The sequence below is a fragment of the Corynebacterium renale genome, assembly GCF_002563965.1.
Lineage (GTDB): Bacteria > Actinomycetota > Actinomycetes > Mycobacteriales > Mycobacteriaceae > Corynebacterium > Corynebacterium renale.
The window spans coordinates 1,385,100-1,404,124 of record NZ_PDJF01000001.1 but is presented as its reverse complement, the minus strand read 5'-3'; the positions used below and the strand labels follow the sequence as shown (position 1 = coordinate 1,404,124).

General features: G+C 59.4%; 16 protein-coding genes. 4 read left to right on the top strand and 12 right to left on the bottom strand.

Annotated features, from left to right (window positions below):
- Nucleotides 1-53 precede the first annotated feature (53 nt).
- The gene (lepA, locus tag ATK06_RS06585) at nucleotides 54-1,904 is read right to left on the bottom strand and encodes a translation elongation factor 4 (RefSeq protein WP_098389053.1); all 1,851 of its coding nucleotides are present in this window, start codon (nucleotides 1,902-1,904) and stop codon (nucleotides 54-56) included.
- Between the two features lie 62 nt (nucleotides 1,905-1,966).
- Here lepA and ATK06_RS06580 point away from each other — a divergent pair, with 62 nt between their 5' ends.
- On the top strand, nucleotides 1,967-2,527 hold the full coding sequence (locus ATK06_RS06580; RefSeq protein ID WP_115243740.1) for a hypothetical protein: 561 nt from the start codon (nucleotides 1,967-1,969) through the stop codon (nucleotides 2,525-2,527).
- A gap of 165 nt (nucleotides 2,528-2,692) precedes the next feature.
- A complete protein-coding gene (gene rpsT / locus ATK06_RS06575) occupies nucleotides 2,693-2,956 on the top strand; it encodes a 30S ribosomal protein S20 (RefSeq protein ID WP_048379567.1) in 264 nt (87 codons plus the stop codon).
- 472 nt (nucleotides 2,957-3,428) lie between these two features.
- Here rpsT and ATK06_RS06570 read toward each other — a convergent pair whose 3' ends face one another.
- The 11 genes from ATK06_RS06570 to ATK06_RS06520 form a co-directional block, all read right to left on the bottom strand.
- Nucleotides 3,429-4,073: a LysE family translocator gene (locus tag ATK06_RS06570; protein ID WP_048379569.1), complete on the bottom strand. Its 645-nt coding sequence runs from the start codon at nucleotides 4,071-4,073 to the stop codon at nucleotides 3,429-3,431.
- Nucleotides 4,070-4,459 carry an ankyrin repeat domain-containing protein gene (locus tag ATK06_RS06565; RefSeq protein WP_048379571.1) on the bottom strand — a complete coding sequence of 130 codons (390 nt, stop codon included), beginning with the start codon at nucleotides 4,457-4,459 and terminating at the stop codon, nucleotides 4,070-4,072. Before ATK06_RS06565 ends, ATK06_RS06570 begins: the two co-directional genes overlap by 4 nt.
- Before the next feature lie 12 nt (nucleotides 4,460-4,471).
- Nucleotides 4,472-5,422 carry a DNA polymerase III subunit delta gene (gene holA / locus ATK06_RS06560; RefSeq protein WP_098389413.1) on the bottom strand — a complete coding sequence of 317 codons (951 nt, stop codon included), beginning with the start codon at nucleotides 5,420-5,422 and terminating at the stop codon, nucleotides 4,472-4,474.
- A 5-nt stretch (nucleotides 5,423-5,427) separates the two neighbouring features.
- On the bottom strand, nucleotides 5,428-7,056 hold the full coding sequence (locus tag ATK06_RS06555) for a ComEC/Rec2 family competence protein (protein ID WP_098389051.1): 1,629 nt from the start codon (nucleotides 7,054-7,056) through the stop codon (nucleotides 5,428-5,430).
- Nucleotides 7,053-7,766, bottom strand: a complete 714-nt coding sequence (locus ATK06_RS06550; protein WP_048379572.1) for a ComEA family DNA-binding protein — start codon at nucleotides 7,764-7,766, stop codon at nucleotides 7,053-7,055. Before ATK06_RS06550 ends, ATK06_RS06555 begins: the two co-directional genes overlap by 4 nt.
- Before the next feature lie 74 nt (nucleotides 7,767-7,840).
- Nucleotides 7,841-8,650, bottom strand: coding sequence for a DegV family protein (locus ATK06_RS06545; RefSeq protein ID WP_048379730.1), 810 nt, complete (start codon nucleotides 8,648-8,650; stop codon nucleotides 7,841-7,843).
- The gene (locus ATK06_RS06540; RefSeq protein WP_098389050.1) at nucleotides 8,650-9,345 is read right to left on the bottom strand and encodes a histidine phosphatase family protein; all 696 of its coding nucleotides are present in this window, start codon (nucleotides 9,343-9,345) and stop codon (nucleotides 8,650-8,652) included. The genes ATK06_RS06545 and ATK06_RS06540 overlap by 1 nt, the downstream gene beginning before the upstream one ends.
- Before the next feature lie 6 nt (nucleotides 9,346-9,351).
- Nucleotides 9,352-9,819, bottom strand: a complete 468-nt coding sequence (rsfS, locus tag ATK06_RS06535) for a ribosome silencing factor (protein WP_048379574.1) — start codon at nucleotides 9,817-9,819, stop codon at nucleotides 9,352-9,354.
- 73 nt (nucleotides 9,820-9,892) lie between these two features.
- A complete protein-coding gene (gene nadD, locus ATK06_RS06530; RefSeq protein ID WP_419760977.1) occupies nucleotides 9,893-10,501 on the bottom strand; it encodes a nicotinate-nucleotide adenylyltransferase in 609 nt (202 codons plus the stop codon).
- Complete coding sequence (locus tag ATK06_RS06525) at nucleotides 10,498-11,400, bottom strand: lipase family protein (RefSeq protein ID WP_098389049.1); 903 nt, start codon at nucleotides 11,398-11,400, stop codon at nucleotides 10,498-10,500. The genes nadD and ATK06_RS06525 overlap by 4 nt, the downstream gene beginning before the upstream one ends.
- Nucleotides 11,397-12,647: a glutamate-5-semialdehyde dehydrogenase gene (locus ATK06_RS06520; RefSeq protein WP_048379577.1), complete on the bottom strand. Its 1,251-nt coding sequence runs from the start codon at nucleotides 12,645-12,647 to the stop codon at nucleotides 11,397-11,399. The genes ATK06_RS06525 and ATK06_RS06520 overlap by 4 nt, the downstream gene beginning before the upstream one ends.
- 96 nt (nucleotides 12,648-12,743) lie before the next feature.
- Between ATK06_RS06520 and ATK06_RS06515 the strand changes: the two genes are divergently transcribed.
- A complete protein-coding gene (locus ATK06_RS06515) occupies nucleotides 12,744-15,773 on the top strand; it encodes a PD-(D/E)XK nuclease family protein (protein ID WP_169916258.1) in 3,030 nt (1,009 codons plus the stop codon).
- Nucleotides 15,770-18,892, top strand: coding sequence for a UvrD-helicase domain-containing protein (locus tag ATK06_RS06510; RefSeq protein ID WP_048379581.1), 3,123 nt, complete (start codon nucleotides 15,770-15,772; stop codon nucleotides 18,890-18,892). Before ATK06_RS06515 ends, ATK06_RS06510 begins: the two co-directional genes overlap by 4 nt.
- Nucleotides 18,893-19,025: the final 133 nt, after the last annotated feature.

Below are 19,025 nucleotides of genomic sequence, written 5' to 3'. Positions count from 1 at the left end.
CCACGAAAGCCCAGGCCCTTTTCAGGACCTGGGCTTTCGGGTTCGCAGACGCGTTACTTCTTTTCTTCGTCCGTGGACAAGGCTGCCACGAATGCTTCCTGCGGGACGGTGACCGACCCGATGGACTTCATGCGCTTCTTACCGGCCTTCTGCTTTTCCAGCAGCTTGCGCTTACGGGAAATATCGCCGCCGTAGCACTTGGAGAGCACGTCCTTGCGCAGCGCACGGATGTTCTCACGGGCGATAATTTTGGAACCGATTGCAGCCTGAATCGGCACCTCAAACTGCTGGCGAGGGATAAGTTCGCGCAGCTTCTTGGTCATCTTGTTGCCGTACCACTGGGCGTTATCGCGGTGCACGATCGCAGAAAATGCGTCGACCGGATCGCCCTGGAGGAGGATATCCACCTTGACCAGGTCAGCGGTTTGCTCACCGGAGATTTCGTAGTTGAGCGACGCGTAGCCCTTAGTGCGCGACTTCAAGATATCGAAGAAGTCGAAGATGATCTCGCCCAACGGCATGGTGTAGCGCAATTCCACGCGGTCCTCGGAGAGGTAATCCATGTTCTTCATTTCGCCGCGGCGGGATTGACACAGTTCCATTGTTGGACCGACGAATTCGCTGGGCACGATCAGAGACATGTCGACGATCGGTTCGTAGACTTCCTGCAGTTTTCCGCCGGGCCAGTCCGAGGGATTGTGCACGATTTTCTCCGAACCGTCTTCGGCTACCACGCGGTAGGTCACCGATGGCGCGGTGGAAATCAGGTCGAGGTCAAATTCGCGCTCCAGACGAGCGCGCGTGATTTCCATGTGCAGCAAGCCCAGGAAGCCACAGCGGAAACCGAAGCCCAAAGCTACAGAGGTTTCCGGTTCGTAGGTCAGGGAGGCGTCGTTAAGCTGTAACTTTTCCAGCGCATCCCGCAGTGCCGGGAAGTCCTCCTGCGAGATTGGAAATAGGCCGGAGTACACCATCGGCACGGGGTCAGCGTAGCCTTCGAGCGGTTCCTCGGCGCCGCCCTTTGTCCAGGTGACGGTATCACCGACGCGTGTTTCGCGGACATCCTTTGCGCCGGTGATGAGGTAGCCCACCTCGCCCGGGCCCAGGCCCTTGACCGGTTTCGGGGTCGGGCTCACGATGCCTACTTCGAGGAGTTCGTGGTCCGTACCGGTGGACATCATGCGCGCTTTTTGGCGTGGCTTCAGGGTGCCGTCAACCATGCGGACGTAGGTGACTACGCCACGGTAGACGTCGTAGACGGAGTCAAAAATCAGGGCACGCGCGGGGCCTTCAGCGCCGTACGCGGAGGTCGGCGCAGGAATCATTTCGCAGACCTTGTCCAGCAGCTCAGGCACGCCTTCACCAGTTTTGCCGGATACACGCAGAACGTCCTCTGTTTCACAGCCGATGATGTTGGCGATTTCCAGGGAATACTTCTCCGGATCCGCAGCTGGTAGGTCAATTTTGTTGAGGACCGGAATAATCTCCAAGTCCTTATCCATCGCCAGGTATAAGTTCGCAAGGGTCTGCGCCTCGATGCCCTGGGCGGCGTCGACAAGCAAAATTGCACCCTCGCAGGCTTCTAGAGCACGGCTGACCTCGTAGGTAAAGTCAACGTGGCCGGGGGTATCAATCATCTGAAGGACGAACTGATCGCCGGCGTCGGTGGTCCAGGGCAGGCGCACGTTCTGCGCCTTAATGGTGATGCCGCGTTCACGCTCAATATCCATGTTGTCCAGGTATTGATCCCGCATGTCGCGTTCAGAGACGACGTTGGACAGCTGGAGGATACGGTCGGCGAGTGTGGACTTGCCGTGGTCGATGTGAGCGATGATGCAGAAATTACGGATCTGCGCTGGATCCGTAAACGTGGTTTCCGCAAAATTGGTGGCCTTGCTGGGCATAAAGTAAGAACCCCTTTTCCTGACTAATCGTAAACACCCTACCATCTATTAGACTGCCTTCCATGACGCCCAAGCCACCACTTCACGACGAGCCGCCGGCACCCTGGCCCACCCGCCTAAAAAACAACCTCATCGGGCATATCCGGACCCGCCCGATAGATGCCGCGATGAACACTCTGACTGCGCGTTTGGGTTTAAGCCCGGAGAACACATTTACTGACGACGAAGTGGCGTCCTACCGGTGGATCGAAACCTCGTCAATGAGCAGGCCCCTTTACTACGCCCCCGCGATGGACGGCCAACCCGAACCCGGCGAAGTGATCACCTTGTACGCGGACCTCACCGGTAACGGCCCGGCCGAGCATTCCGCCCTCGTCGTGGGCCACCGGCGCGCCTTCCTGCTGTGCCTGGTCATCTCCCCCGACCCGGCACACGCCAACGACGACAACTGGTTGGCCATCGGCGCCGGCGACTGGGACCACACCGGAAATCCCGGATGGATTCGCTTGGACCAGGTGCTCGGCTTAAGTATTCGCGATATTCGGCGCCACGGCGCCGTATTCACGCGCCAGCAGTTTCACCGGGTAGCCAGCCGGCTCCGACACAACTACGGGTGGAGCTAGGAAGGATTGGTTTTTAGGGCGTGTGGCTGGTAAGGTTTGGCGAGTTGTCTATGCAGGTTCACTGTGTGGTGCCCCGCGGCTAGCAAGACCTTGGGTTAGCCCACATCACACGCCAAAAGGTGGCTGGCATAGGGTCCGAAACTACAACCTAAGAGGTATTTAACGATGGCAAACATCAAGCAGCAGAAGAAGCGCGTCCTTACTAACGAAAAGCGTCGTCTCCGCAACAAGGCTGTCCGTTCCCACGTCCGCACCGAGATCCGCAAGTTCCGCGAGCTCGTTGAGGCTGGCGACAAGACCGCTGCAGAGGCACAGCTGCGCGTAGCATCGCGTGCTCTGGACAAGTCCGTCACCAAGGGCGTCTTCCACCGCAACAACGCGGCTAACAAGAAGTCCAAGATGGCTACTGCTTTCAACAAGATGGCATAAGACCATTCGGTTGTTCACAGGCCGCCTTCCTTTTCGTCAAGGAGGCGGCCTTTGTGTATTCGGGGAGCGCCTAGGTGCAGACCGGGGTGGGTTAAGTAAAGAAAAGTGTGTCCGGCAGCGTCGAAGCTTGCCTCATGCACTGGCTTTCGTTTACTGCGTCACTCAGGCGCGTCTCGGCCATTCGCTGACTGTGTCACGTGATATGAAAAAGACATTCTGCCAGTTAAGGCAAGTTAAACCGCCAGGTGAATATTTCCAGATTTTCACAGAATGTCTTTTTAATCTCATTGCCAGGCCCATGTTCCCTGGCTGCGGGCACCACGCTTTCTGAAGATAAGGGGTGTTGTAGTTCCTTGTTGCTGGCTGGACACGCGAGTAGGTGAATCGTTTATAGCTCACGGGGAACACGGCAGTGCTCTGGGCTTATTCCGAAGTGGAGAAACACGTTTCTTTACTTAAGCCCTCAGCGCCCCTAGAAAAACTCCCCTACCCCACGGACCAGCAGGACAACGCCCATGACGAGGAAGAATACGCCGGCGCCCACGTCGATCCAGGAACCGTAGCCTAGCACGCGCTGGCGCACCACCTTCGCCGAGAGCAGTACCGAGATAAGCAGGAAGTACAGCAGCGAAGGGAAAAACAGGGCGGCCACGATAATCGCCGTCTGCCCCAGGCTTGGCGAAGCCGGCAGGACCGGCGCGACGATAGCAGTCAGGAAGAGCACAATCTTTGGATTCGCCAGGTTTGTGAACAACCCAGTACGGAACGCCTTGGCGGGGGTACCCAGGACCGAGGTGACGTCGTCGCCCTCACCCAGCGGCGTGTGCCGATTCTTCCAACCGCTACGCAGCATGGAATAACCCATATACAGGATGAACAGGCCACCGAACACTTCCACGAAGCCAATTAGCTGCGGGTACACGGTGAACAAGGCTGCCGCGCCGGCGACGGTCAGGATTTCCCACATCAGCACCCCGATATGGATGCCTAACGACGCCGCTACCGCATGCACGCGACTACGCGTAGCGGTTCGGATGATCAGCATCACGTCTGGGCCTGGCGACGCCACGCCCACGAGGTTGAGCGCCGCGACAGAAAGCAGGGCGCTCGGTGTCATGAAAGGCGCTCCACCAGGTCATCTCGGCCGAACATTTTGGCGGTGTCGATGGAATTCGGTTGGCCGGCTCGGGGGTCAGCGCCGGCGTCGAGAAGCACATCCACGATGGCGTCTTCCTTCTTGAAGATCACACCGGCAAGCGGGGTCTGGTTGCGGTCGTTAGTCTTATCGACGTCCGCGCCACGCTCAATAAGCCCCTTGACCAGGTCTAACTGCCCGGCGTAGGCAGCGAGCATGAGGAACGTGTTGCCGTCCTGGTTAGTCAGATCCACGTTCACGCCCTGGTCGATGTAGTCCAGCAAAGTGGTGTCGCCGGTGCGGGCGAAGTTGAAGAGCTTGGTGATCAGTTCTTGGACGTCTTCGGGAAGTTCGTTGGAAGTGCTCATAGAAAAGGTATCTTAGCCTGCCATCTCCGCAATGGCGCGCACTGCTGCTTCCAACGCGTATTCGGGTTCACCGCCTTGGCCTTTGACCGCAGCGTCGAGGTCTGCCATGAGGATGACAGCGCGGCTGACGTTCTCCCCGCTCCACCGGCGGGCAATTGGGGCGGTCTTTTCAATAACGAAAGGGTGCCCACCCACCTGGCTGGCCAACGCACGCCCGTCGACACGCCCACGCAGCGAATACAGACGCGCGATAAGAGAAATCTTGTTGCTCAGCGCCGCTGCGATGGCGACCGGGGATTCACCGAGCTGGAGGGCCCGGCGCGCGGCTGAAACCGCCCGGCCGGTCTGACCGGAGACTGCCCAGTCGGCGATGTCGAAGGAGGAGACTTCGGCAACACCCGAGTAGTAGGCGCGCACGTCGCTGACGGTGATGTCGCCGTCGACGTCGCTGTCCAATTGTTCGACGGCAGAGGCGAGTTCGCGGAGGTCAGAGCCCACGCCTTCAAGTAGGGCGTGGACGACGTCCGGGGTGACGTTGCGGCCGTGGCTGTTGAATTCGGCGCGCACCCATCCAGGCAAGTCTTTGGGGCGTAGTGGCGAGGCGTCGTAGAACTGGCCAAGTTTCTTCAGCGGGGCGACGAGGCGTTTGGCTCGCCCGCCGCCAGTGTGTTGGATGATGACCACGATTCCGGGGGCCGGATCTTTAGCTGCTTCCAGAGTCAGGTCAGCGCCTTCTTTACCTGTGGTGTCCGCAACATTGATAGCTACGACGCGGTCCTCGCTAAACAGGGAGGGGCTCATAACTTCGATCAATTCAGACGGGCTGAGATCGGAGGCGTTCATCGAGGTCACGGTGAGTGCTTGCGGGTCTGGCGATTGTTCCCGCACGGCGGCGATGATGGCGTCCTTGTGGCGTTGCCGGAGGAATTCGTCGCCACCAATAATCACGTGCACCTGTTGCATGCCCACTATCGTGCCACATCGATATACCAAGCGCCGTCGGCAGTCTGGGAGAGTTTCGAGTCCGGGCTGATGATAGGAATTCCGCCCGCAGTCTTTGTAGGCTTCTCGACGCCCACTTCAACCACCCACACTTTTATACCGGGCGGGGCGTCCTTGGAAACCTGGTCGAGCGTAGCAACGACCCCCACATCCTCAGGACGCAGCTGCACAGGATGCAACCCGCTTGTGAGCTGCCGCCATCCCAGTGTGGCCAGGAAGATAACGCTGATCGCACCCGCTGTCCCGAGAACTATGCGGGTGCGATCAGTCCCGAAGAGATAGAGGACCCAGCCGTAGACTACGAGCACCCACAAGGCGGTTGCCGCGACCGGTTGGTGCAGCTCCGCTACGGAGTGCGCCACAGTGTAGATCCACCACGTGCACGGGTACGTGGGCCACAACACCACCGATTCGAGGCCGCCGGGCAGTAGCATGAGGATCACCGCGCACATGCCCAGCACGGTCACAGGGGTGACGGCTGCAGCAACCAGCACGTTAGCGAATACGCCAGTCAGCGGTACGTGACCTGCCATCGCAGCGACGACGGGTGCGGTGGCGGCGTCGGCAGCAAGAGCCACCGCAACAGCTGCCGTAAGAATATCCGGCCACCCGAACGCCCCGAGTGCGCGATACATCAGCGGGAAAAGCACCACGATCCCCACCGTCGCCGCGACAGAAAGCGCGAAACCCCACTGCACCGCTAGCTGGCAGTCCCACAACACTAATCCGATGACGGCAAGACAGACACCGTGGATAGGTTGCATGCGGGTGGAATACACCACAGCGAGGAGCCCGACAGCCCCCATTACGGCCGCGCGCAGGACCGACGGTTCCACACCGATGAGGACGACGAATCCACCCAACGCCACCGCCGCGCCAGCTAATTGGGCGCGGGGCCCGCAGCCTACGGCGCGTAGCACGAGCGCGACCGCGGTAGTCACCACCGTCACGTTTGCCCCGCTCACCGCGCTCAGATGTGAAAGGCCGGTATCGATATACGCCTGTTTTTCTGCGGCGGATTGCAAAGAAGTATCGCCAAGAACCATGCCCGGCAGCAGACCCTGGGCAAAATCCGGGGCGTGGGCAACCACGACCCCCTGAAACTGCTCCCGGACGCTTGCTGCCCATCCCGCCAGGCCTTCCGGAGGTTGGAGAACCTGAATATCCCCGCGGACAGTGAAAGTTTCCAGGCCAGGGCGCTCACTAGGCTTGGCTGCACCCGCTACGCGCACCACCGCGCCTGGTTCAAGACCCGTGGCGTCCTTGACGAATACCGGGATGGTGCCCGGATGGTCGTCGATAGCCACGCGGACTAACCAGCCATGCCGCCCTTCGCGAGGTTGCCCGCCGACCGTACCCACCGCGCTCCCGGACCACCGGTAAGCCTGCGCACGCGCCATGCGCATCACCGCGACCACGGCTGCACTCGCACCGGCAGCGGTACTCAACCAGACCTGGCCGGTTTTGCCGAACCACAGCCACACCGCCACGTTAAGTACTAGAATTACAGCCGCAACCAGCGAAAAGCCGCATAATACGCACCACGTGCACGCCCACACGAGCACCGCTGCGGGGACGAGCCTGAGATCACTCATAGCGTGACGGAATCTTTGATTGCTGCGAACTTGGCCGGGCCGATACCGGACACGTTGAGCAGGTCATCCACCGTGCGGAATCCGCCGTTTTGCTCCCGGTACGTGATGATCGCCTGGGCGGTGGCAGCGCCCACGCCCTTCAAGGTTTCCAGTTCAGCGGCTGTCGCGGTGTTCAAGGAAACTCCTCCCCCGCTCCCGCCTCCGCTCCCGCCTCCGGGGGCGGGCTCGCCAGGTGGTAGGGCTGGTTCTACCGGGGCTTCCCCGACCCGGTAAACCACGATTTGTTCCCCGTCGACCAGTTTGCGTGCCTGGTTCAGGGCGTGGAAGTCGGCGTCAGGAAGCGGTCGGGCTTGCTCCAGGGCGTGAAAAATACGATCACCGGGAGCTAGGGTGACCAGGCCAGGATTTTCTACGTGTCCGATGACTGAGACCACCACGGTCTCTTCCCCGCTTGCTGGCGGAGATGTTCCCGCTGACAAAGAGGCGCCAGCGCTGCTGACCAGTGCGGTGTCGATGGGCTCCTCGCCGGGAGAAGTCATAAAGAACCAGCCGACGACCGCTACCGCAAGGCCTGCCAGGAGCCCTGCTGCGATCCGCCCTTGCTTAGCGCCCACTCCAATTCGGGGTGCGGTATAGCTGACGGTTAGGAGGTCTTCTTGGCCTGTTGGGGCGGTGAGGTCGCGGAGTCTGTCCAGTGGTAATGGTGCCATGCCCTCACGCTAGACATTTCGGCCATGTCGGCGAGCGGAAGCGCGAAAAATCTGTGGATAATGGTACGAAGACCCTAGTTATCCACAGGTAGGTCGTCTGGGTGGGTAGAAAATACTACGGAAATTCCCAATGCGCCGGTCCCGGTGTGTACAGCGAGCACATCAGTAAGTGGCACGCGCATGTAGCTGGTGCCTGATGGCATGGCTGATTCCAGAATGTCTTGGAGGTGGTGAGCAGATTCCGGCGCGAAAGCATCTTGAATGGCTACAAAAGCGGGTTCGCCACCAGCGCGTTCCACGATCATTTCAACAAGCCGGGAGAAGGCCTTGGTTTGGGTGCGGGTTTTGGCCGCAAGTTCCAGCTTGCCGTCGTGAATGGTCATAATCGGCTTGGTTGCCAGAGCGGCAGACACCATGGCGGTCGTTGCGGAAATCCGCCCGGATTTGCGCAGATCATCAATCTTGTTGAGGTAAAGCCACGTTTGGGAGCGGTCGAGCGTGTCCCGGGCCATGGCGTAGACCTCGTCTAGCGTGGCGCCGTCGGCGGCGATTTTGGCGGCGGCCATAGCTGCTGCGCCCATGGTCATGCCGGCCGTCCCGCTGTCTATGACGCGCACGGATCCGTCGAAGATAGCAGCCGCGGTGTCTGCGGCAGACCAGGTTGAGGACAGTTCACGGGAGAGGTGCAACGCCACAACGCCTTCGTCGCCGCCGCGTTCGAGTTGGCGGGCATAGGCGGCGCACAGTTCCAGCGCAGACAGCCCAGAGGTAGATCGCCCCTCTTCACCGTCCATGACGTGGAGGTCAATGACGGTAATACCCAGGTCTTCTGCAAGTTGTGCCGGAAGCCCGGAGGAAGAGTCTGTGACCACACGTACTGGCATTATGCCCCCAGGTTCCACCCGTCGAGGTACCACTGGGCAGGTGCACTTTCGAAGGTGGGTGCTACGGACTCAGCACCATCGCGCAGGGAGGCCTCTAGTGCTTCACGGTTAAAGGCCGGACGCGCCGTCAGCTGCGCAAACCGGGTATTCCCCATACCGGAGAGCAGCGGAATCTGCCCGTGGTCTAGCCCCAACAGTGCCGAAGTCAGAGCAATGATTGTGCCCGAATGAGCGACGATGAGAAGGGCGCCGGAATCCCAGCCATCTTCGGTGGCCATGTATTCCTCGACGACCGGCAGCGCGCGGCGTGCCACATCGACGCGAGATTCGCCGCCTGGTGGTGCCCAGGTGGCGTCGTGACGCCAGATTGCCCGCTGGCCAGGGTAGGTGGAGTCAACCTCGGTGTGTGCCATACCTTGCCACGTGCCCAGGTTAGTTTCGCGGAGGCGTTCGTCTAACTGGACCTCAAGGTCAAGATGCTTCGCGACGATCCGTGCGGTGTCGGCCGCCCGCATGAGATCAGACGAGACGATGCGGGAGACACGTGGGGTGTGCTGCGCGAGAAGTTCGCCGACGGCGTTGGCTTGGTTGCGCCCGACGTCGGAAAGCACACTATCCAGGTGGCCTTGCATCCGGCCGCTAGCGTTGTAGTCCGTCTGCCCGTGGCGGAGCAGCAGTATCTGGCGGGGTTTCACGGGAGTCTACAGCTCGCCTTCGATGGGGCTGCCTTGGGCGAGTGGGATGTCGTCGATGCTGTCGACTGTGCGGGTGTCAACAGTTTCTTCCCATTCGCCGGGGCGCTGTTGCTCGGGGATGCCCTCAACTTCGATGAGCGGGCAGTCACGGTAGAGGCGGTCGAGGCCGTAGAATTCGCGTTCTTGTTCGCGTTGGACGTGGACGACAAGTCCGCCGTAGTCGAGGAGGACCCACCGGTTTTCGCGGTTGCCTTCGCGGCGTAGTGGTTCTTCGCCGGCCGCGGTGAGGTCGTCTTCGATTTCTTCAACGATGGCGCGTACTTGGCGTTCGTTGGATGCAGAGACGATCACGAAGGCGTCGGCAATGGCCATGACGTTGGAAACGTCGATGGCTACGATATTTTCGCCCTTGCGTTCGTCGGCAGCACGTGCCGCGATGCCTGCCAGGGTGCTGGATTTCTCCGAAACAGTCACACAGTTCCTTTATTGTTTGTGCCCGGGCTCATCAGTTTTCCTGCCCGGGTATGCGTCATTAGTCAGTGACAGTCTAGCGCTCCGCATTCGCACTGTACAACCGATGTTTGGCTATGTACTGGACCACACCGTCGGGGACCAAGTACCACACCGGTCGGCCTTGGGCGGCGCGGTTGCGGATGTCGGTGGATGAGATGGCGAGCGCGGGGACATCAATCAGCGTGACACGTTCGCGGGTGACTTCGGGCAGGATTTCTTCGCTTAATCCGTATCCGGGGCGAGTGACGCCTACGAAGTGGGCTTGCTCGAACATTGCTTCCCAGTCGCGCCAGGTGACGATGCTGGAGATGGCATCAGCACCGGTGATAAAGAAGAGTTCGGCGTCTGGGTACAGAGCCTGTATGTCGCGCAGGGTATCCACGGTGTAGGTGTCTCCCCCGCGGTCGATGTCTACGCGGGAAACCGTAAACCGCGGGTTAGAGGCGGTGGCGATGACCGTCATGAGGTACCGGTGTTCGGCGGGGCTGACGTGCCGGTCCGCTTTTTGCCAGGGTTGTCCGGTCGGTACGAAGATGACACGGTCAAGGTTGAACCGGTCGGCTGCTTCGCTGGCAGCGACGAGGTGGCCGTGGTGAATTGGGTCGAAAGTTCCGCCCATGATTCCGATTCGTGGCGTACTCACGATGTCCACTCCTCTAGCGTGTCGACGACCACCTGATCCGATTCTCGCGGGGTGGTGAAGTATTCAGCGTGCACTCCTGATGCGTTGGCCAAGGCCTCAAGGGCGTGACCGAGAGTGGCATCGCACACGAAGTCCCCTGGGATGCAGTAATTCAGGCGTGGGACATCCCATGCTGCTTCTGTAGTGGGCAGGCCGGGGATGTGTATTCCGGTCCACCCTGCAAGTGCACCATTTCCGTTTGCGCCCCCGACGCGAGATTCGCCGGGGCGCAGCAGTGGGTTTCCTACGTACACCACACCACGGAGGCGTCCGTGGGTGCGGTCGCGGATGGTTTTTTCTTGCATTTGGGCAAGCACGGCCCCTTGGGAGTACCCGATAATGACGTAATTGGGCCGGCAACCAGTCGCTTCGACAGCGTCAACCTGGGCAACCAAACCTGCTGCTCCGCGTTCTAGGGAGCGTCGCGTGGCTTCGAGGGAATACGCCAGGTAGCCTTCTGCGGGCCGGTTGCGTATCACCTCGCCGATGCGTAGCGCCGCGCTGGATAGTTCTACCTCTTCTTCGCCCTCGAAGAGAGTGGGTAGTTGCATATCTGCTGGGTAGGCGTCTGCGTCGAGCGGGAGAATGCGGGTTCTAGGACCCCAGCGGACTGTGTCTACGAGGGCGCGCAGGTTTTCGCCTTCGTAACCGTTAGAGTATCCGGCGCTGGTCTGGCGTGGCAGGATATCTTTTCCGTCAGTGTTTTGGTCAGAACCACGGGCCACCAGGACTACCGTCTGGGCGCACGTGTGAGTTCGCTCTATTTCGGGGGATGCCGCGGACGCCGCTGCGACGCCACCGGTCCCCACTCCCGCTGCGACAAGGAATGCAGCCGAAAGAGCTGTTATGTGACGGATCATGGGCGCGTCTGCCCCGTGCCCTCGAGGATCCATTTGGTGCTGGTCAGCTCTGGGAGCGCCATGGGCCCACGGGCGTGTAGCTTCTGCGTAGAAATGCCGATTTCTGCGCCCATACCGTACTGCTCACCGTCGGTGAAGGCTGTAGAGGCGTTGATCATGACAGCAGCGGCGTCAACTTCCTGGGCGAAGGTGCGGCAGACCTCGTAGTCGGAGGCTACGACTGCTTCTGTATGCCCGGAGCTGTATTCGCGTATGTGCTCGATTGCACCGCTGAGCCCGTCGACCAGAGCCACTGCAATATCCATAGACAGGTATTCTTCTGCCCAGTCTTCTTCAGTAGCAGGCACTACCCGGGAAAACGCGGATAACTGCTGTACGTCACCGTGGATGGTCACGCCCTTTGACTGCAGCGCGGAAACGATGGAGTACTGAGAACTCAGCGGAAGTGCTGCATCCAGCAGGAGGGTCTCGGTCGCGTTGCACACAGAGGGGCGGCGGACCTTGCCGTTAATCACGATCTTGGTAGCCATAGCCACGTCAGCGGAAGCGTCCACATAGACGTGGCAGTTGCCTGTACCGGTCTCGATTGTAGGGACAGTGGCATTTTCGACCACCGCGTTAATCAGGGCAGCCGAGCCACGTGGAATGACTACGTCTACGAAGCCTCGGGCGGTAATCAGGTCCTGAACAGAGTCGTGCGATTCTGAAGGAAGCAGCTGCACCACTTCGCGTGGTAAACCATGTTTTTCTACGACATCCTGCATGATGCGCACTAGTGCCGTATTGGATTCCGCTGCGGATTTCGAGCCTCGCAAAAGAGCCACGTTGCCGGATTTCAGGGCGAGCGCGAAGGCGTCGACAGTAACGTTGGGGCGCGCCTCATAGACCATGCCCATGACCCCGAGCGGTACGCGTACCTGTTTCATCGTAATGCCGTTATCCATGGTCCGCCCGCGCAAGACTTCGCCGACCGGGTCGGCGAGAGTAGCTACCTGCCGGGTGCCGTCGGCAATGCCGGCAATGCGGGCTTCATCAAGCAAGAGCCTATCGACGAGCGACTCCCCCATTCCGGCCGCGCGCCCAGCGGCGACATCGCGCGCGTTTGCAGCGATGATCTCTTCTTGACGCGCAATCAGCGAATCTGCCACTGCGTGCAGAACCGCGTTCTTTTCGGGGGTGGTCAAAGTGGCGACAATGGGCGCAACCTGCTTGGCTGCACGGGCAAGTACCAGTACCTGTGAAGTCATAAAAAGCAGTGTAGGACATCGGTCGGACACGGGTGTTCGAATACGTACCCCCGGAGCTCAGCCCCGATGTCTGGGGCCCACCCTATAGTTGTGTTCATGCCTGATAGCCCTGTATCTGCTTCACTGTCGATTATCACGCCTACCAGTAGGGATGACTATTTTGCGCGCCTTGCGCAAACGATCGCACGCGCGCAGCTCGACGCCCCGCTTGATCATCCGGTAACGATTGTGTGTGCTCCTGGCGCCCGTGATGACCTCATTGCAGGTTTAGTACAGCACGCCTCCGCTCAGGGCATTGCCCGGCCGCTCATTGGAGTCCAGGTATTCACAGTGGAGGGTTATATTCTTCACCGCGCAGGCGAATTGCATCCTCGGACAATGCTGCAGCGCCGACAGTTAACACCGTATGTGTTGCGCGCGCTCGCGGAGCACCCGGCGGCTGAACCATTACGGCAGAAGAAGCTGGATTCAGAACCAGCCACGCGCAGTGCAGTCATCAGCGCAGTTGCAGAGCTAACCCGTTTACCTGAAAGTGTTCGTCATGAGACGCACGGTCGCGAACTGCCGGGAATCGTCGCGGACATTGCAGACAGTGTCCTCACAGAGTCCAAAGCAGACTTCTTCACGCCTGCGCATGCGTGCGTGCACGCAGCGACCTCAGACGGAACTTTCCGGATTGTGGCAGGTGTGGTGGCGGATTCGCCGCAGCAGGAAGAGTGGCTCAGCCAGATTGCGGACGTTAGGGTGTCCGCCCCGCAGCACTCCCAGGGAGAGGTGAGCGCGCACACGTATGTTCACGACGAAGATGAGGTCGTGGCGGTGCTGCGCACGATTCGAAAGAAGTTGGCGGGTTACGGCGGAAAGGATCCTGTGCCGGCGCATCGGATGGCCGTCGCGCTTGCCGATGTCACGTACCTGCCTACAGTTTCGCGCATATTCACCGCTGCTGGATTGCCGTTCCGCGCACTCGCCGATGGCACCTTAGCCACACATCCAGTGGTCCAGGCGGTACGTTTACTCACCCAATCGCGTCCAGGGAATGTGTCTAGACGTGCAATTGCGGATGCCCTCGGTTCGGGGGTCGTGCAGTGCCCGGTGTCGTTATCAGCTTTTGATTCCCTTACTCGCGGCTGGACAAAGGCTTCAACACTCGCGGATCTTCGCGCAGTGGGCGGCCAAAATAATGCAGCATCAGAGATACGTTACGGGGAGCTCGCTGAATGGTGGAGCGAACTCAATGATGCGACACTTCAGGTGGCGAATTCCGCAACGTGGTCCGATTTAGCCACGAACGTGCGGGCCCTGTGCGAGCGCTTCATCAATGCAGGTCAGCACCAGTCTGGATTAACCGCACTTGTCGATGCCACCGAGTCTTGGTCACGGTGGGACGGAGTGACGGCGCCTCCAACCCACCACGACCTCACGGAATTACTCACAGAGTTCGCAGGGAACCCGGATGCTTCAACCGCAGTTGATACTGGCCCCCTACGCGTAGGCACGCTGGACGAAGTCGTAGGCCGTGACCTCGACATTTTGTTCATTGTGGGTGCACATTCGGCAGCGCTTCCCCCGGCGCGTACCCCTGATCCGTGTATCACCGACGGCCAGCGTGGCACTACCGCAAAGGAAGCGCTCGTTGCATTCGAGGAGGTATGGAATGCCGCGTTGGCGAGTGCCGATCAAGTGAAGATCTCTGCCCCCAGAACGCTTATCGACGGCACCGTATGTCACATATCGGGGTGGGTACAGCACATCACCGACGATATTCCAGTGCGCTACGGCCTCGATTCGGCGATCCGGGCAGAGGGTACGGCGTTTATCCCCTACAACGATGCTGAGGCACGGTGGGTGAAAACGTGGATTAAGGGCGACCAGGATTGCGATGGTCGCATGAATCAGATTCAAAGCCTCCGCGTGTCAGGCGCCGCCGCAAACAATCCGGGCGCGCAGTTCAACGGTTTCCTTGGCCCCGAAGCAGGACGCAAGGCAGCAGAGAGCTTCTTTAGTAGGGAAATTTCTGCTTCTGCTTTGGAGTCTTACCTGCGTTCCCCACTGGTGTTTTATATAGAGCGGATTGCTGGCGCTCGTCTTCTCGAGGACCCGGACCCGGCGGTCGATATCGAAGCCCGCGACCGAGGCACTATTTATCACTCTGTACTTGAGGAATGGACTCGCCGCGTGTGGTTGGATGCACAGCCACGTCCGACCTCACACGTAGACATTGATTGGACCCGTGCACTAAACATTCTGAACGACATTATCTCGGACCACCTGGACACGGTGCCACATGGTAGGTATAGCGCTGCTTCATGGTCCGCATTCGAACGAGATGTGCGTGAGGTGTGCCACCGCTGGTTCGCAGTGGACAAGGCGCAAGCAATGCAAGGATGGGTCCCACTCGCAGCCGAGGCTGCTTTTGGGACTCTGAACAGGAATGATGGCACGAGGCCTTCGGGGCGCATGGAGATTACAGACCTCGATGGCAACCCCCGACAGGTGCGCTTCCACGGTTCGATTGACCGGATTGAATACAACCCGCAGACCAATACTCTGCGCTTGGTGGATTACAAGACGGGCAGAGCGAAACCCAAGCAAGATTCCATAAAACAAAGCCCGATTGGTGACGTGAACAAGGGGTGGGAGTTGCAGTTGGCACTCTACGGCCACGTCGTGCGCACCGTCTTGGACGGTGCTGCAGAAGATGGACTTCTTCCTGAAGTAGAGGCACTGAAGGGCGCGAACCCCATTTTGGAGACACGGTACTGGTTCATCACAGACAATCCACCGACACCTGATGAAGTCACCCAAGCAGCCGAGGCCGGCGAAGATACGGATGCACTAATCCAGCAGGCAGGCACCCAATATTCACAGCTCACAGACGACCTGATTCATTCTGCAGTGACGGAAATATATCAGCACGTGCAGCAAGGCCATTTTATGGCCTATCCGGATTGGTTCACCGACCGCTTTGGGCCAACGGAAAAGATGCTTGCGTTAGGCGCCGGCCAGATGAGGAGGGCACAGCACCATTTCGCCGAGTACATGCAGTTTGATCTTGCCCGCCATGTCCGACCTCAAGAGGACGCTGATTCCCAGGATTCCACCACGACAGGAGACGTACGATGAGCACATTGATTGACGCGGCTTCGCGTGATGAGATTACCTACGAGGTTGACCGGTCCCTATTCGTCGAAGCAGGTGCTGGTTCGGGAAAGACACATCAGCTCGTGCAACGGTTGCTCACACTGCTTATCGACCGTGAAGAGCCAATCCAATCCATCGCTGCGATTACGTTTACCAAGAAAGCTGCCGGCGAATTGAAAGACCGCCTACGCAGCCATTTAACAGAGATCGCAGCGCAAGGGCGTACGGAAATTCTCACCGGCCAATTCCGCGAATTCGGGGACACGGACCGCGCAAAGAAAGTCGCTCTCGATGCCCTCACGGGCTTGCCCAGTGCTGCCATTGACACCATTCACGCTTTCTGTTTGCGTCTGCTCAAACTGTATCCATTGGAAGCGTGCGTCTCCCCCGGCGCGGAAGCAGTATCCGGCATGGAGGAGGCCGTTGCGGGTGCTCAGCGCTCTGATGAGCTAGCGGAGATAATAATGGACCTCATTGCAGGTGATACGTCTTCCCTGCCAGCGGAGATTCTCGAAGCTAGCGGATTGACCGTCGAGAAGCTGCAGGCTGCCGTGGCACACTTAGACGCGCACGATTTCACCCTGCGCCACTACGGCGAGATATACCAGAAGTTCGATGAGCATTGGGGCGAGCTCACTCCGACAATGAATGCACCCATCCCCGCAGGTCAACTGGCTGACCGCGAATACCTGAACACCGTTGTGATCAAGCTACAGGACATTCTGCAGCAGTGTACGAACCCGGACGACGCCTTGTACGTCCGTCTCGAAACCCTGGTGGGAATAATCCGCCAGACTAGCCGCGCTGCGGGCCCCGGGGCTAATATCGCTCCGCCGGAATACAAACTCGGTAGCGCCGGCTCGAAACCGAATTGGGGACGACCGGGCAAGGAGGTTCGCGACGAAGTCAAAGAAATATTAGACGAATGGGCGCAGCGTTACGCTTCTCCCACCGTGGCAGCCGCCGCGACGATCCGCCGTTTCCTGGCTGCCTATGCGGTAGATCATGCGCGTGCACGAGCCCGCACAGGCACGTTGGAGCACTATGACCAGCTGTATTTGGCAGAGGAATTGGTTCGCGATACAGCCATCGCTCGGCACATCGGCGAGCAATTTAGGTACGTGCTCATCGATGAATTCCAGGACACCGACCCCACCCAGCTGTCCATGGTTCGTTCCATCGTTGAAGCTACAGGAAATCGCCCGGGCCATGTGTTTACCGTCGGCGATCCGAAGCAGTCGATTTACCGGTTCCGGCGGGCGGATGTGAATTCCTATTTACGTGCCCGCGCCCAGACCCCTGCCGCCGATATCGTGCAGTTGCAGACGAATTTCCGCAGCCGCAGTGGCGTTCTTTCTGTGATTAATGCGGTGTTCCGAGAAGCATTCGCCAACGAGTGCGCCGATATTGAATTCGCGGAGCTTGTTCCGCGCCCGAATAACGACGGTGGCAGCGTGGAGTTTTACCGCCACCCAGATGTGGAGGAGACAAGCCCCGCCGCAGAGGCTGCTGACATCCTCACCGCGATCACCACTGCCCTGGCTCAGGGCATCCCGTTGGAGGACATTGCCGTGCTGTGCACAACGCACGCGGTCGCACGCGATGGCATGGAGCTACTCTCTCAGCATGGTATTCCGTATGTTTCAGAGGGGTCATCGATGGGCTACCAAGAACCGGACATAGAGGACTTACACACGCTCATCCGTGCGATCGCTGATCCGTCGAATACCTTCACCCGCGCCGCAGCCCTGCGCACTTCCCTACTGGGTGTACCTGACTCAGAACTTTCCGGGGACACTTCTTCACAGCTTATCGACGACCTCCGGCAAGAAACCCGAGGCCTCTCCGCTGACCAAGTGTTAGAGCACGTTGCTCAGCGCACGGATCTGCGTGCTGGTATCGCTTACCGAAACGCTGATACGGAGAACCGTTTACACCGGCTGGATTGGGTGATAGCCCAAGCCCGTGAATTCGCTCGTACTACGGGCGGAGGCTTGCGTGCTTACCTGCGCTGGGTCGACGGGATTATTGATAATCGGGATTCGGGTGCTACACCGAGCTGGTCCACGGACAGACCCGGCGTTCGATTCCTGACGATGCATGGTGCGAAGGGCCGGGAATTCAAGGCCGTGATCCTGGCTGGAATGTGTCGCTCGCACACCCCACGCGCTGATAGCGTGCTTTTCGATTCCGGTACAGGGATCGCCGAGTTCAGCCTAGGTGGGGTAGCTACGCCGAAGTATAAAGAATGCGCAGATTATGAGAAGGAAGAGCTGCAGAAGGAAGATGTGCGCCTGCTGTATGTGGCGGCAACGCGTGCCGAAGACTTTTTAGCCGTCCCGCTGGAGATCGGGAAAAAGAAAGACGGCAAATTTTACAAAACTCGTGGGAAGGTTCTTGCAGAGACCGTCGAGGCCCTCGCCTACAACACAGCGGCGGGCGACCAACCACAGATCTCGCACGTAGAAGCCCCAACGTTGATCAACGAGCTGGACATCGACTACGCCCACATCCAGGCCAACAAGGAGATTTTGGATGCCGCGCAAAGTGCAGCCTCGAAGCGGGTCCGCGTATCGGCCACGTCCCAGGCACACCTCGATAACCCGGCCACACGTGAGGCTGCCCAGCGCTACGAGCCGGTCGCTGCCATCCCCCGCGAAGCCCACGGCACGGAGTTCGGGACGGCGGTACATGCGGTCATGGAGTTGGCGGGCACCGCACCTGTGGAGGAGCTCGCGGAGACGCAAGCTTCCCTCTTTGAGCTCGAAGCAGACGAAGTCTTGGCGCTGTGCCAGGCCTATCTCAACAGCGACATAGTCACACAAGCCTTCGCCACCGAGCACCACCGCGAAGTACCCGTTTTCGGGACTCTCGACGGCCAAGTGATCGAAGGCGTGGTAGACCTCCTCTACCGGGAGGGCGACCATTGGGTCATCGCTGACTACAAGACGGATGTATCCGCCACTGCCCAGGTCGTTGCTGAATACTTCACCCAGTTAGAGTTTTACGCACGGATCTTGCAAGGCCACTTGGACGCCCCAATTGCCCGCCTTGAACTGCTCTTCTCACGGGAGGTGCGCAGGAGTGAAGTAGCGCAGTAAAAACCGTGATTTAGGTTTCGGAGCCGAGCTAATACGTTGGATCTCCATACGTTCACAGAAGCTGTTTATTAGCTTGGGCTAACCTGCGAAATGATTCTCAAACAACGTATAGTTCTCTCATTGGAATTAGCGT